This window comes from Haloarcula sp. H-hyl6, from assembly GCF_056934455.1.
Window position 1 is genome coordinate 819,484 of sequence record NZ_JBRIIK010000002.1, and the last position, 12,620, is coordinate 832,103.

Annotated in this window: 15 protein-coding genes and 2 tRNA genes; 9 read left to right on the forward strand and 8 right to left on the reverse strand. The window is 65.7% G+C overall.

The genetic code is table 11. The annotated features are described in order from the left end of the window. Window positions 1–195 precede the first annotated feature (195 nt). Together Hhyl6_RS17805 and Hhyl6_RS17810 are read right to left on the reverse strand one after the other, a co-directional pair. A complete protein-coding gene (locus Hhyl6_RS17805) occupies window positions 196–2,463 on the reverse strand; it encodes a CDC48 family AAA ATPase (RefSeq protein WP_483740588.1) in 2,268 nt (755 codons plus the stop codon). Further along, complete coding sequence (locus Hhyl6_RS17810) at window positions 2,463–2,711, reverse strand: DUF7127 family protein (protein WP_483740589.1); 249 nt, start codon at window positions 2,709–2,711, stop codon at window positions 2,463–2,465. Before Hhyl6_RS17810 ends, Hhyl6_RS17805 begins: the two co-directional genes overlap by 1 nt. 149 nt (window positions 2,712–2,860) lie before the next feature. Between Hhyl6_RS17810 and Hhyl6_RS17815 the strand changes: the two genes are divergently transcribed. After that, a complete protein-coding gene (locus Hhyl6_RS17815) occupies window positions 2,861–3,643 on the forward strand; it encodes an alpha/beta fold hydrolase (protein WP_483740590.1) in 783 nt (260 codons plus the stop codon). Between the two features lie 3 nt (window positions 3,644–3,646). On the opposite strand, the gene Hhyl6_RS17820 is transcribed toward Hhyl6_RS17815, so the two are convergent. The 3 genes from Hhyl6_RS17820 to Hhyl6_RS17830 all read right to left on the reverse strand — a co-directional run bounded on the left by Hhyl6_RS17820 (window position 3,647) and on the right by Hhyl6_RS17830 (window position 5,688). Beyond that, window positions 3,647–4,333 (reverse strand): protein sorting system archaetidylserine synthase, encoded by a 687-nt coding sequence (locus Hhyl6_RS17820; protein ID WP_483740591.1) that lies wholly within the window; start codon window positions 4,331–4,333, stop codon window positions 3,647–3,649. 46 nt (window positions 4,334–4,379) lie between these two features. Then, window positions 4,380–5,057, reverse strand: coding sequence for a metal-dependent hydrolase (locus Hhyl6_RS17825; protein WP_483740592.1), 678 nt, complete (start codon window positions 5,055–5,057; stop codon window positions 4,380–4,382). Window positions 5,058–5,256: 199 nt separating this feature from the next. Then, window positions 5,257–5,688 (reverse strand): SRPBCC family protein, encoded by a 432-nt coding sequence (locus Hhyl6_RS17830; protein WP_483740593.1) that lies wholly within the window; start codon window positions 5,686–5,688, stop codon window positions 5,257–5,259. Window positions 5,689–5,840: 152 nt separating this feature from the next. Between Hhyl6_RS17830 and Hhyl6_RS17835 the strand changes: the two genes are divergently transcribed. Then, window positions 5,841–6,146, forward strand: coding sequence for a PRC-barrel domain-containing protein (locus Hhyl6_RS17835; RefSeq protein ID WP_483740594.1), 306 nt, complete (start codon window positions 5,841–5,843; stop codon window positions 6,144–6,146). On the opposite strand, the gene Hhyl6_RS17840 is transcribed toward Hhyl6_RS17835, so the two are convergent. After that, entirely contained in the window at window positions 6,143–7,603 is a 1,461-nt protein-coding gene (locus Hhyl6_RS17840; RefSeq protein ID WP_483740595.1) for a DHH family phosphoesterase, read from the reverse strand. The two genes, Hhyl6_RS17835 and Hhyl6_RS17840, sit on opposite strands and share 4 nt — an antisense overlap. A 344-nt stretch (window positions 7,604–7,947) precedes the next feature. Here Hhyl6_RS17840 and Hhyl6_RS17845 point away from each other — a divergent pair. Then, window positions 7,948–8,021 (forward strand) — tRNA-Lys (locus tag Hhyl6_RS17845). Window positions 8,022–8,200: 179 nt separating this feature from the next. Further along, window positions 8,201–8,437, forward strand: a complete 237-nt coding sequence (locus Hhyl6_RS17850; protein WP_483740596.1) for a hypothetical protein — start codon at window positions 8,201–8,203, stop codon at window positions 8,435–8,437. 7 nt (window positions 8,438–8,444) lie between these two features. On the opposite strand, the gene Hhyl6_RS17855 is transcribed toward Hhyl6_RS17850, so the two are convergent. Continuing rightward, on the reverse strand, window positions 8,445–8,882 hold the full coding sequence (locus Hhyl6_RS17855; RefSeq protein WP_483740597.1) for a GNAT family N-acetyltransferase: 438 nt from the start codon (window positions 8,880–8,882) through the stop codon (window positions 8,445–8,447). Window positions 8,883–8,985: 103 nt separating this feature from the next. On the opposite strand from Hhyl6_RS17855, the gene Hhyl6_RS17860 reads away from it, so the two are divergent. Continuing rightward, complete coding sequence (locus Hhyl6_RS17860; RefSeq protein ID WP_483740598.1) at window positions 8,986–9,210, forward strand: hypothetical protein; 225 nt, start codon at window positions 8,986–8,988, stop codon at window positions 9,208–9,210. A gap of 81 nt (window positions 9,211–9,291) precedes the next feature. Here the strand turns inward: Hhyl6_RS17860 and guaB are convergent, their stop codons facing one another. Further along, complete coding sequence (guaB, locus tag Hhyl6_RS17865; protein WP_483740599.1) at window positions 9,292–10,776, reverse strand: IMP dehydrogenase; 1,485 nt, start codon at window positions 10,774–10,776, stop codon at window positions 9,292–9,294. 197 nt (window positions 10,777–10,973) lie between these two features. Here guaB and Hhyl6_RS17870 point away from each other — a divergent pair, with 197 nt between their 5' ends. From Hhyl6_RS17870 to Hhyl6_RS17885, 4 genes are all read left to right on the forward strand, one after another. After that, window positions 10,974–11,144 carry a hypothetical protein gene (locus tag Hhyl6_RS17870; RefSeq protein ID WP_483740600.1) on the forward strand — a complete coding sequence of 57 codons (171 nt, stop codon included), beginning with the start codon at window positions 10,974–10,976 and terminating at the stop codon, window positions 11,142–11,144. A 6-nt stretch (window positions 11,145–11,150) separates the two neighbouring features. After that, the gene (locus Hhyl6_RS17875; RefSeq protein WP_483740601.1) at window positions 11,151–12,038 is read left to right on the forward strand and encodes a DUF5794 domain-containing protein; all 888 of its coding nucleotides are present in this window, start codon (window positions 11,151–11,153) and stop codon (window positions 12,036–12,038) included. Window positions 12,039–12,076: 38 nt separating this feature from the next. After that, a complete protein-coding gene (locus tag Hhyl6_RS17880; protein ID WP_483740602.1) occupies window positions 12,077–12,304 on the forward strand; it encodes a DUF5795 family protein in 228 nt (75 codons plus the stop codon). A 54-nt stretch (window positions 12,305–12,358) separates the two neighbouring features. Continuing rightward, window positions 12,359–12,539: transfer RNA gene (locus Hhyl6_RS17885), tRNA-Trp, on the forward strand. Window positions 12,540–12,620 lie beyond the last annotated feature (81 nt).

Genomic DNA, 12,620 nt, shown 5'->3' on the forward strand with positions numbered 1-12,620 from the left:
GGTCGAGAAACACGCACTCTCACCGATTCTACACGACGGGGGCTGTGCACCTCACGATAAATCGTGTCTAAATCAGGGGTTAAACCCCGCGAAACGACCCGAGCCGTTCCAGCGAGATGGCTCATACCCAGATATCGTCAAAAGCACTCTCGAATACAGTACCGCTCCGGTGGACGGTGGTAACGAGAGGGGGGCCTACTGGAACGTCCGGCTGACCCTGTCCTCTTCGAGTTCGGGTTCGGCGGTGTCGAACCGCTTCTCAATCTCCTCGTAGCGGTCCCGGGTCTCGTCGGTGACGCTGGGTCCGACCTCGTCGAGCGCTTGCTCGAAGTGGTCCATCGTCACGCGGACGTTCCCGACGGAGTCGCCGATGTCCTCGGGGTCGACGCTGTTGATGAACTCGCGGGTCGCGGCCATCGACGCCTCGCGGCAGACCGCTTCGACGTCCGCACCCACGTAGCCCTCCGTCCGTCGGGCGAGGCTGTCGAGGTCGACGCCGTCGGCCAGCGGCTTCTCGCGGGTGTGGACGTCGAAGATGGCCCGCCGAGCATCCTCGTCGGGCACCGGGACGTGGACGTGGCGGTCCAGTCGGCCGGGGCGCAACAGCGCGCTGTCGATGAGGTCCGGCCGGTTCGTGGTCGCGACGACCACGACGTCCTCCATCTCCTCGATGCCGTCGAGTTCCGTCAGCAGTTGCGAGACGACGCGCTCGCCGACGCCGGAGTCGGTCTGCCCGCCACCGCGTTCGGTGGCGATGGAGTCTATCTCGTCGAAGAACACCACCGTCGGGGCGTTCTCGCGGGCCTTGCTGAACACTTCACGGACGCCCTTCTCGGACTCGCCGACGAACTTGTTCAGCAGTTCGGGGCCCTTCACCGAGATGAAGTTCGAGTCGGCCTCGTTGGCGACGGCCTTCGCCAGCAGCGTCTTCCCGGTGCCCGGCGGGCCGTAGAGGAGGACCCCCTTCGCGGCATCGAGGTCCATCGACTCGAACACGTCGGTGTACTCCAGGGGCCACTGGATAGTCTCGCGGAGGCGCTCTTTGGTGTCTTCGAGGCCACCCACCGAGTCCCACGTGACTTCGGGCACCTCGACGAACACCTCGCGTAACGCCGAGGGCTCGATGCCCTTCATCGCGTCGCGGACGTCGTCGTCGCTTATCTCCAACTTCTCCAGCACCTCCGCGTCTATCTCCTCGGATTCGAGGTCGAGTTCCGGGCGGATGCGCCGGAGAGCGTTCATCGCGCTCTCCTTGGTCAGGGAGGCGAGGTCAGCGCCGACGAACCCGTGGGTGTTCTCGGCGTAGCTGTCGAGGTCGATTTCGTCGGCCAGCGGCATCCCGCGGGTGTGGACCTGCAGAATCTCCTTGCGACCCTCCTTGTCGGGGACGCCGATTTCGATTTCGCGGTCGAAGCGGCCGCCACGGCGCAGGGCCGGGTCGATGGCGTCGACGCGGTTGGTCGCGCCGATGACGATGACCTGACCGCGCTCTTCGAGGCCGTCCATCAGCGAGAGGAGTTGCGCGACGACGCGACGCTCGACGTCGCCCTGCGTCTCGCCGCGTTTGGGGGCGATGGAGTCTATCTCGTCGATGAAGACGATGGACGGCGAGTTCTCGGAGGCCTCGTCGAACACCTCGCGGAGTTGCTCCTCGCTCTCGCCGTAGTACTTCGACATTATCTCCGGGCCGGAGATGGTCGTGAAGTGTGCGTCTATCTCGTTGGCGACGGCCTTCGCCATCAGCGTCTTCCCGGTGCCCGGCGGGCCGTGCAGGAGGACGCCCTTCGGCGGTTCGATGCCCAACTGCTGGAACAGTTCGGGGTGGCGCATCGGGAGTTCTATCATCTCCCGGACCTGCTCGAGTTCGTCGTCCAAGCCGCCGATGTCCTCGTAGGTCACGTCTGGCGACCCGCGGTCGGCCGCGCCCTCCTCGCCTCGTATCTGCTCGGCGGGCTTCTCGCTGACCTGAATCTCGGTGGAGTCGGTGACGACGACGGTCCCCGAGGGGTTGGTCTCCGCTATCTTCAGCGGAATCTTCTGGCCCGACATCGAGGAGAGCGGGCCGAGGCCGAAGCTCACGGGGACGGTCTGACCCTGCGTGACGGCCTGCCCGCTCAGGTTGTTCCGAATCATCGGACCGACGTTGCCACGCACGCGCAGATTCTGCGGTAGCGCGACGGTGACGGTGGTGGCTGGCTTGACGTCGGCCTTCTCGACGGTGACGCCGTCGTCGATGCCGACGCCGGCCTCCTGTCGGAGTTGCCCGTCGATGCGGACGATGCTTTGCCCCTCGTCCTCGGGGTAGCCCGGCCAGACGCGCGCGACGGCGCGGTTACCCTGCTTCCCTTCGAGAACGATGTAATCGCCGTTCTCGAGGTCCATCTCGTCCATAGCGGCCCTATCGATGGCGGCGAGTCCGCGGCCGGCGTCCTTCTGTTTGAGCGGTTTGACGGTGAGTTTCATCAGTTGTCTCCCTCCTCGTCTGACAGTTCGATAGTGAGGACGCCGTTGTTGATAAACGCTCTTGCGCCGACGGCGTCGGGGAGGTCCTGCTCGTACTGCTCGTCACCCGCGACGACGATTACCGTCCCGTCGACGACGTCCACGGTGGGGTCGTCGAGGGCACCCACGTCCGCCGCCAACACGACGCCGTCGTCGTACTCGAACCGGCGGAGCGGCGTCTCGTCGAACAACTGCTGTTCTGAATTCATCCTAACCACGAGTAAGTAACACAAGTATATAAATATTTCGCCAAAATTCGCTATACGGCGTAGAATTAGGAAGAATTGCTTGTTTGCGGTTCACACCGTTTCCATCGCGGCCGGGTGGCTTTATTCCCCGGGCACGCGTCCGTGAACTCATGGAGGCAGTCGCCCACGAGGGGCGGACGACGGCGTATCGGGTGGCCGGGACCGACGCGGACGGACCCGTGGTCCTCTACGTCCACGGGAGCGGTGGCACCCACCGAGTGTGGGCAAACCAGTACGCCCCGAGTGGACCGGCACACCCCGCCGTAGCTTTGGACTTGAGCGGCCACGGGGAGTCGGACGACGTGGACACACCCGCCGGGCCCGAGACGCTCCGGGCCTACGCGGACGACGTGGTTGCAGTGGCGCGCGCCGTCGACGCCGACGTCCTCGTCGGGAACTCGCTGGGCGGTGCCGTCGCCCAGTGGGTGACACTGGAGTCCGACTGGAACCCTCGGGCTCTCGTCTTGCTCGGAACCGGGCCGACGTTGCCGGTGTTCGAGGGGCTACGGGAGTGGTTGGAGACGGACTTCGACCGGGCCGTCGAGTTCCTCCACGGCCGGGACCGCCTCTTCCACGACGCCGACTCGGACCTCACTGCCCGGTCTCGCGAGGAGATGCAGGCCACCGGACAGGCGGTCACGCGCCGGGACTTCGCGACCTGTCACGGCTTCGACGTCACCGACAGTCTCGGAGACGTCGACTGCCCGACGCTCGCCCTGTGTGGGGAACACGATACGCTGACGCCTCGGACCTATCACGAGCGACTGGCGAGCGAGATACCCGGCGGCGAGTTCGGCGTGATAGCGGACGCGGCCCACCTCGCGATGCTGGAGCGGCCGGCGCAGTTCAACGAGGCCGTCGCCGACTTCCTGGCCTCGCGCCTCGACGACTGAGCGTCAGTCCGCCCAGTAGTACCGTGGGCCCAACGCGAAAAAGAGGAGCCCGATGCCGAGCATGAGTCGGGGCGCGGCCCGACCGAATGCCGTCGGAGCGACGACGGACCCGAACAGCACGACGCCCATCGGCAGGACAGTCTCGACGCCGGGTTTGGGGTAGTCGAAGGGCGAAATCTGGGCGACTGCCACCACGGTCATGCCAGCGGCGACGACCACGGGGTCCGTGATTCCGGCCAGATACGCGGTCGCCAGCAGTATCGCGCCGAGCGAGTTCGGCATGCCCGGGCGCTCGTCGGGCGCGTCGAAGTACGTCGAGTAGAACGCCGTCCGGACCACCGAGAGGACCGCGTACAGGGAGGCGACGAGGACCAGGCCGACGTAGACCGCGGGCGACCCGGCCCCGACACCGCCGAAGGCGTCTGTCAACACCACGTAGACGAACAGGCTGGGGGTCACTCCGAAAGAGACGACGTCGGTTATCGAGTCCAACAGCGGCCCGACGTCCGAACTGTCGCCACTCCGGGCGACGATGCCGTCGAGGGCGTCCACGATGACCGACAGGAGCAGGAGACGAGCGGCGAGGTGGAGGTCCGTGAAGGCGACGGCGCCGGCGACGAACCCGACGACGGCGTTGACGAGCGTGACGGCGTCGGCGACACTGAGTCTGCGGTGCACCTCGAATCCCATGCCTGCCCGGTGGGCCACCGCCTACATGAAAGAGTCGAAAGCGCGGTCACTCCTCCGGCAGGTCGTGCCCGACGACGAATCGGGCCGCCGTCGTCAGCGTCCCGACCACGAGGAGGTACAGTTGCCACCCGCCGCGGGCGACCGGGAATATCCGGTCGACGTTCTCCGGTTCGGCCCGTCCCGGGTTCGGGTCGATGCCGGTGTCCATCTGGACGGTGCTGGTGTTGCCCAGCGACCGCAGCGAGGGACCGCCACCGCCAGCACCCACCTCGGCGGACTCGGATTCCCACTCGACGAACGTCTGCACGATGCCGCGCTGAGTCGAGAGTTCGAGTTTCCCCCGGAAGACGTAGAACTCGTCGTGGATGGGCCAGAAGAGGTTGGCACCGCCGGCCACGGCGTCGAACAGGACGTGTCCGACGGCGTAGACGAGGACGCAGAACCACGCCACGCGGACGCCGTACGCGCCCCACCGACGCCGGACGTACGACTCCTCGCGCACGTAGAGGTCGACGACCAGCACTCCGGCCAACAGCGTCGGGATGACGAGGTTCGTCGTTGCCGTCCGGTGGCCGTACTGCGAGAACAGTGCGATGAACGAGTCCACGTCCGGGATAGTCACGACTACGAGCGAGAGCAACAGCGAGCGCCGGTCGAAAGCCGCGCCCAGTAGCGTCGCCGCCAACAGGCCCACGAACGCGTAGTGGACGACCAGCGATGGCATACGTTCACCTATGTCACGACCGGGATGAGTGTTGTGGTGGCTCGTCCAGAACGCGTGTATTCCGTCGTTCGGGTGGCGTTCCGAGGTGGGGACGAACGAGGGCGACGGCGTCTACGCCCTCGTCCGCGGCGCGGTCGAAGGCCGAACGTACGAACGCCGCCATCGCTCCGTCGACGTCGAGTCGGACCGGCGCTAGCCGTCACTCCTCGGCGACTTCGATGGCGCGGCGACGGAGACCGAGGTTCATCTGTTCGAACCCCCGTCGAATCCGTCGGCCGAGGCGGTCGACGATTCGCCCGGCGAAGGGGCCGTCGATGGTCTCGTGCTGCAGGAACCGAGTTGTCCCATCGGTGGTCGGTTCGAGTACGAACCGGTGTTCGGCGTCGACCCCGAAGAGCCTGGAGCGCCAGCGTATCTCGCTCGGTGGGTCCACGACCGTAATCTGCGGCGAGAACGATACCACCGGTAACCCGGGGACAGAGAGCGTCGCCGACACCGACTCGCCGACAACCCACTCCCCCTCGACGGCCAGGAGCGTGTTCCACTGGGGGTACGCATCTACGTCGGTCAGCACGTTCCAGACGACGCTCGGGGGCGTGGGGACGTCGATACTGGCGGAAACCTCCGGCATCTACCGTGCGTTAGGAAGCGCCCCTCAAAAGTCTCGCGCGTCCACGGAGACGGCGAGTCACTCGACGACCCAAGACCGGCGTCTCCGGACCACAGACGCGAGCGTCTGACGCGCAATGAAAGTTTAAGACCCGTCCGTCCGAGCAGTGCTGTATGGACCACAAGAGCGCTCCACAGGAGATTACCACGCTGGTCGGGCGAGAGGTGTACTCGAACAACGGCGTGTTCGTCGGTGAAATCGAGGACATCCGTCTCGACTTGGACCACGAGTCGGTCACGGGCCTCGCGCTACACCAACTCAACAACGAACTGTTCAGCGCGGACGCCAAGTCCGCTCGCGGCGTCATCGTCCCGTACCGCTGGGTGCAGGCCGTCGGCGACGTGGTCATCATCAACGACATCGTCGAACGACTCCGCCAGCCCGACAGCGACGACGAGGAAGAGGAAGTTCCGGCCTAGTTTCCGTTCGCACTCTCACCGCTCGAACTGTCGACGCCCATCGCCTCGAACAGTTTTCCTTTGACGGCCTCCTCGGTCAGTTCCAGTAACGTATCGCGGTTGTCGTCGCTCGTGTCCAGTCCAGTGAAGATGCCCAGCGGAATCTCCACGCTGGCGTCCGTCGAGTGGCCGGCCGTCTCGCCCATGTCGCCGAAGGCGTCCGAGAGCACTTTGCCGATGTTCATGCGGATGTCCTTCGACCGGGCCGCGAGATAGATGGTGTCGTCGGCGATGGCGAACACCGCCGTCGTCGTGATGCCTTCGAGGTTGAGGAGGTGTTGGGCGGCCTGGGAGAGTGCGTCTCTGTCCCTGATGAACCCGGCGTTCGAGACGAGGTGGCTCCCCTGTACCTCCCGGTTCCGGATGGCCTCGGCCAGTACGTCCAGCGTCTCCGGACTCATCGACGGGGACTCGACCTGTTCGAGGGTGTCGTGGTCGGCGAAGGGGTAGAGGTACGCCGCCGCCGTGAGGTCGGCCGGCGTCGTGTCGCGCTTGAAGTCCAGCGTCTCCGCGCGGATGCCGTACAGCAGCGCCGTGGCGACGGTCTGGTCCAGCGTCAGGTCGAGTTCCTGAATGTACTTCGTGAGGATGGTCGAGGTGGCCGAGACGTTCGGACGGATGTCCGAGAAGGCGGCGTCGTGGTCGTGGTCGTGTTCGTAGTGGTCGATGACGATGTCGACGGCGTCCACGTCCGGTTCGCCCCCCTTCGCCACGTCGACCAGCGCGAACGTGTCGTACTCGCTCAGGGCGACCGATTCGCGCGAGGCGAGTTCGATGCCGAGGAGGTTCACGAACGCGCGGTTCTCCTGATGCCCGATTTCCCCCTCGTAGATGATGTCCGCCTCGACGTCGCGGCTCTCCGCGATGGCTCGGAGTGCGGCCGCAGAGGCGATAGAGTCGGGGTCGGGCGACCGGTGGATGAGAATCGCCATCCGGTCCTCGGTGGCGTCGATGACGTCGCCCAGTTGGGACGCCTTGTACTCCAGTTCGCCCGTCTCCAGCGCCCGCAGCGCGGAGTCGGCGATGACTGCCGACGGGTTGATGACCACGTCGGCGCCGAGTTCGGTGAGTTCGTCGGCCGACACCGGGTCGTCGGCACGGGCGACGATGAACTGCTCGCCGTCCGACGACCGGATGTTCCTGACCGCCTCGGCGTTGGCGTTCACGTCCGGGGACATGATGAGGACGACGTCCCGTTCCCTGACCGTCTCGACGACGTGTTCCTCGGCGATGTCGGCTTGCTGTGCGTTGAGGTCCTGGTCGCGCAGTGCTTCGACTCGTCCCTCGTCGGCGTCCAAGATGAGGACGTCCTTCCCCTCGTCGACGAGTTCCTCTGCCACGGCGTGGCCCACGCTTCCACACCCCAAGATGGCGTAGGTAGACATCGAGGCCATCGTAATGCCGCTGGCTGCACTCATATGATTCGTGAGTGCGGCCGGGACATACTTATATCACACCGTCTCGGTGAGTCTTCTGACGCCGCTGGCCCCCTCGAACAGTTCGTCGACGCCGACGCTTCCCTCGTCGGTCCAGCCCTCCACGCCGCCGGTGTTCACGTCGTCCTCCCTCGGAAGACGTCCCCGCCGCGATTACGCCCCTCGACGTGGTCAAATGGAGAACGCACCGATAAGACGCTCCATCCGAAACTTGTGCTCACCTCGTCACCGACTAAAGCTAACCCGAACAGACCGCGGTAGGTCGGTTCTGTCCCCCGGTTCGAAAGGAAACGTATTTACAAACCCCTCCGCAAGAAGTGAGTGCAGGGCCGGTAGCTCAGTCTGGCAGAGCGACGGCCTCTTAAGCCGTCGGTCGAGGGTTCAAATCCCTTCCGGCCCGCTTTCCTGCGTCCAACTGTTCACGGAGAGCGAAGCCGCTATCGCTGGGTTCGTGCGATGTCCACGGGCTCGATTCTCCCCGGGACCATCGGTACCCTCGCTCGGCGACTCGATGTCACACCGGACGCGACGGGGTCAGCCACCCGAAAGGATTTACCACTCTCCCGAGATGACCGACGTATGGCGTTGCCCCTCCTCCAGTTACCGGGTGCGGCGGAACTGTTCATCGTCCTGCTGATTTTCGTCATCGGACTGGTGATACTCGTCGGCGCGACGTACTGGGTGTACACCGACGCGAAGCGTCGCGGCAACGACAACGCGGTCATCTGGGCGCTCCTGACGGCCCTCGGGTTCTTCATCGGGCTGATTCCGGGGATAATCGTCATCGTCGCCTATCTCGTCGTCGCCCGCGACTAGCACCGCTTCAGTCGAACGTTTTGACCATCTCGACGTGCGGGATGCCGGCCTCCTCGAACTCCTCTCCGTGGGCCTCGTATCCCAGTCGCTCGTAGAACTCCCGGACGCGGAGTTGTCCGTGGAGGAAGGCCGACGTCGCCCCGTCTTCTCGGGCCGCCTCCTCGGCGACGTCCATCACGCGGACGCCGAGGCCCTCCCCGCGATACGGTTCGAGCACGGCGACTCGCTCGATTCGGACCGTCGTCTCCTCGGGGAACCTGAACCGGGCCGTCGCGACCGGGTCGCCGTCGTCCGTCACGACGACGTGGGTGGCCTCCGAGTCCTTGTCGTCCATCTCCTCGGCCTCCGAGACGCCCTGTTCTTCGATGAACACGGTCCGTCGGACCGACCGCGCCCAGTCGCCCACCTCGGCGTCGGTGCCCACGTGACACTCGTAGGAACGCATGCTCGGCAGTAGCGACTTCCCGTCGGAGTATCTTGCGTTTGGCGTCCCGACCAGCGGGAACCGGCGAAAACGACTACTCGGTCGCCGGCGTACGGTCGCGTGTATGCCATCGGAGTACGTCAGCGACCACGAGCACGAGGTGGCGGCCGAGTACCTCTATCCCGCCGACGCTGAGGTCCTCGACATCTACGAGCGGGAGGGTCGCCTCTACGTCGACGTGGCGACGGTGTGCCCGGAGTGTAGCGAGACGCTAGCGCTCTCCGCGCCGGTCGAGACGGTCGGCGAAGTCGACGTGGACCTGCCGCTGGACGACGACTTCTACGACTGAAACCGACGACTGTCCCCCTCGAGGTGCGGTGACGCCGAGCGAAAACGAGCCTCTCGACCTATCTCGTGACGGACGCCCGGGTTAGCTGTCGGGGCTGTAGTTGGGCGCCTCGTCGGTAATCATCACGTCGTGGGGGTGACTCTCCTGCTGACCGGCGGCGGAGACGCGGACGAACTCCGAGCGCTCCTTGAACTCCGGAATCGTCTCCGCGCCGACGTAGCCCATGCCGGACTGCATCCCGCCGACGAGTTGGTGGAGTTCGGACTCCAGCGACCCCTTGTACGGCGTCGCGGCCTCGACGCCCTCGGGGACGTACTCCTCGTTCTCGTCGTCCTCCTTGAGGTAGCGCTCGCCGCCGCCCTCGTTCATGGCACCGACGCTCCCCATGCCGCGGTACTGCTTGTACTTCTTGCCGTTCATCGTGATGACGCGGCCCGGTGCCTCGTCGGTGCCGGCGAAGTACGACCCGAGCATCACCGCGTCGGCACCGGCGGCGATGGCCTTGATGGCGTCGCCGGAGTAGCGAATCCCGCCGTCTGCGATGACCGGGACGTCGTGCTGACTGGCGACGTCTGCCACCTGTGCGACCGCCGAAATCTGGGGCATCCCGGAGCCAGTGACGACGCGCGTCGTACAGATAGAGCCCGGGCCGATGCCGACTTTCACGCCGTCGGCGAAGTCGACGACCGCCTCGGCGGCCTCGCGGGTCCCGATGTTGCCGACGACGACGTCGGCGTCGACCTCGCCCTTGATTTCGCGGGCGCTGTCGATGACGTTCGCGTTGTGCGCGTGGGCGCAGTCGATGAAGAGGATGTCCGCACCCGCCTCGTCGGCGGTCTGCGCTCGGTCGACTTCGAACGGACCGACGGCGGCCCCGGCGCGCAGTTTCCCGTTCTCGTCGCGGGCGGCCTCGTCGTACTCGCGGCGCTGGAGGACGCCCTTCATCGTCACGAGGCCGACGAGTCGGTTCTCGTCGTCCACGATGGGGACGCGCTCTATCTTGTGGTCGTACATCAGTTCGAGCGCTTCCCGCGGGGTCACGTCCTCGGGGGCCGTGACCACTTCGTCGGTCATGGCCTCCGTGACGGCGTCGGACTCGCCGACTTCGAGATACGGGCGGATGTCGGTCCCGGAGATGATGCCCAGCACTTCGCCGCTGTCGTCGTCGACGACGGGGGCGCCGGAGACGCCCTGCCGGTCCATCATCTCGTCGACTTCCCGGACCGTCTGCTCGGGGCTGGCGGTGACGACGTCGCGGATGATGAGTTCGTCCGCGCGCTTCACGCGTTCGATTTCGGCGGCCATCTCGTCGGCGTCCATGTTGCGGTGGAGGACGCCGAGGCCGCCCTGTCGCGCCATGGCGATGGCCATGTCGCTCTCGGTGACGGTGTCCATCGCGGCGGTCAGGACGGGGACGTTGAGTTGGACGCTCTTCGAGACCCGTGTCGCGGTGTCGGCCTCGTCGGGTTCGACGCGGGACTCTTTCGGTCGCAGCAGTACGTCGTCGAAGGTCAAGGCCTCCGGAACGCGGAGTTTCTCGGAGAAAGGCTCGGAATCGTTCGCCATGTAAGTCGTCCATGACGCCCGGGCAAAAACGTTGCGAGACTCGCCGAGACTGGGGACGAATGGCACAGGGGGGTGTTCGATGATGTGGCCGAGCGCGACACGCACGTCCAGTTGCATGGCGTTGATTCGCACGTTTCACGAGGTGTGGGGACGAATCTCACACAACGTTTATACTCTGATGAAAGATAGTTACAGACATGCGTCTCACCGAACCCACCTTCGAGGCCATCGGCCGGCAAGCGACGTGCTCGACGGCGGCGACGAACACATTTTGGGTGGGTTTCGGGAAACGGAACGGGTGGGGTTCGACCGCCGACCGGGTCGGCACCGTAGACACCCATCGGGAACAGGGGTATCCCCGTCCGTAGCACGAGATGAGTAGCTCCAGACATCCGGTTGCACTCGACATAGAGCGACGTGTCGGTCGTGGCGGCCGCCTGCTGGCGACCGTCATGGGACTCCCGTTAGTCGACGGTATCTTCCCCGTTCTCGTCCTCGCGGGCGCGCTGACGACGTGGACGGGTATGCTCGAAGTCGGCCTCCTCGTCTTCGGCGGGTCCGCGATGGTCGCCGTCGTCCTCGCCGAGTTGGAGGGCGGCCCCCGCGAACAGGCGAAGACGGTCCTCCTCATCGGCGCAGTGTTGGTGCCCATCGCCGTCCTCGAAGCGGCCATCGCACCGACTATCGCGGGCGTGGTCCGCCTCGAAATCTTCGAGCGCTTCGCCGGCATCGTCATCATGGCCATCGCGGCGCAGACGGCGAGCGCCCGCATCGGCGAGATACTGCCCCGTCCCGCGGTCATCGTCGGTCTCGGACTGCTCGCGAGCCTCGACCCCGCGGGGGCCTCGCTGGTCGTCGAGGCAGAGGTGCCGACCCTGATTCGGGCCGCAGGGACGGCCGGCATCGGCGTCGGCTTCGCCCTCGTCGTCGCCCTCGCCAGCCCGTGGCTCCGCAACGCCGTCGACATCGACCGCTTCCGCTTCGGGAGCGCCGTCGCGTTGGGCGTCCTCGCCCTCTCGGTGCTGGGCCTGATGCCCACGACGGCGCCAGTCGCACTGGCCGTCCTCGCCGTCACGGCGCTCCTGTCGTTCGACCCCGACAACGCCCGGGAGCGACACGCCGAGTACCACCCCGACACGGTGGACCTGACCGCGGCGTTCGCCGACGGCGGGGCGTCCCAAGGCGTCGCCGCAGACGAGCGAACCGACGACGGCGCGACGGTGGAGTACGAACCCGACCAGGAACGCGCGCCGTGGCTCTGATGGGGAACGTTTAGGCCGTTGACGCTCTGCGTTCCGGTATGGCCGACAATCGCGTGGTTCAGGGTCGGATGCAGACCCCCGAGAGCCTCGCCGAACTCATCGAGGGCGAGAGCGTGATGGACGCGGAACCGATAGAAGACGCCGACAGAGAGTGCCCGGAGTGTGGCGAGAACGTTCTCTCCGTCGGGTACATGCCCTCGGCGCTGGAGTTCGTCACCGGGTACAAGTGCCAAGAGTGTGACTGGTCGGAGACCGACCGCGACTAAACGCCGGCAAGCAATCGAAATCCCTTTAGGGGAACTCGGCAAACGACGGAGTGCGGGGTCGTGGCCTAGTCCGGGAAGGCGGCTGACTCCAGAGGCCACGTGCCTGGGACGAAACTCCAAGGGCTGATATACTGAGCGGCCGACTGATCATCGGTTCGCGACGATGACCCTCTGGAGTTCCGAGGCACAGGACGGAGATATCAGCCGATCGGGGGTTCAAATCCCTCCGACCCCACTGCCAACTTTTCGCGGAGCGAAACCACCATCCAGCAGTAGGTTTCCGGAGGGTGGTATTTAAACAGAGAGCGAGATTTCT

Bases quoted from the DNA above. Each gene is read 5' to 3' on its own strand.
- Hhyl6_RS17805 (WP_483740588.1), bottom strand. From the start codon at position 2,463: ATGAAACTCACCGTCAAACCGCTCAAACAGAAGGACGCCGGCCGCGGA.
- Hhyl6_RS17810 (WP_483740589.1), bottom strand. From the start codon at position 2,711: ATGAATTCAGAACAGCAGTTGTTCGACGAGACGCCGCTCCGCCGGTTC.
- Hhyl6_RS17815 (WP_483740590.1), top strand. From the start codon at position 2,861: ATGGAGGCAGTCGCCCACGAGGGGCGGACGACGGCGTATCGGGTGGCC.
- Hhyl6_RS17820 (WP_483740591.1), bottom strand. From the start codon at position 4,333: ATGGGATTCGAGGTGCACCGCAGACTCAGTGTCGCCGACGCCGTCACG.
- Hhyl6_RS17825 (WP_483740592.1), bottom strand. From the start codon at position 5,057: ATGCCATCGCTGGTCGTCCACTACGCGTTCGTGGGCCTGTTGGCGGCG.
- Hhyl6_RS17830 (WP_483740593.1), bottom strand. From the start codon at position 5,688: ATGCCGGAGGTTTCCGCCAGTATCGACGTCCCCACGCCCCCGAGCGTC.
- Hhyl6_RS17835 (WP_483740594.1), top strand. From the start codon at position 5,841: ATGGACCACAAGAGCGCTCCACAGGAGATTACCACGCTGGTCGGGCGA.
- Hhyl6_RS17840 (WP_483740595.1), bottom strand. From the start codon at position 7,603: ATGAGTGCAGCCAGCGGCATTACGATGGCCTCGATGTCTACCTACGCC.
- Hhyl6_RS17850 (WP_483740596.1), top strand. From the start codon at position 8,201: ATGGCGTTGCCCCTCCTCCAGTTACCGGGTGCGGCGGAACTGTTCATC.
- Hhyl6_RS17855 (WP_483740597.1), bottom strand. From the start codon at position 8,882: ATGCGTTCCTACGAGTGTCACGTGGGCACCGACGCCGAGGTGGGCGAC.
- Hhyl6_RS17860 (WP_483740598.1), top strand. From the start codon at position 8,986: ATGCCATCGGAGTACGTCAGCGACCACGAGCACGAGGTGGCGGCCGAG.
- guaB (WP_483740599.1), bottom strand. From the start codon at position 10,776: ATGGCGAACGATTCCGAGCCTTTCTCCGAGAAACTCCGCGTTCCGGAG.
- Hhyl6_RS17870 (WP_483740600.1), top strand. From the start codon at position 10,974: ATGCGTCTCACCGAACCCACCTTCGAGGCCATCGGCCGGCAAGCGACG.
- Hhyl6_RS17875 (WP_483740601.1), top strand. From the start codon at position 11,151: ATGAGTAGCTCCAGACATCCGGTTGCACTCGACATAGAGCGACGTGTC.
- Hhyl6_RS17880 (WP_483740602.1), top strand. From the start codon at position 12,077: ATGGCCGACAATCGCGTGGTTCAGGGTCGGATGCAGACCCCCGAGAGC.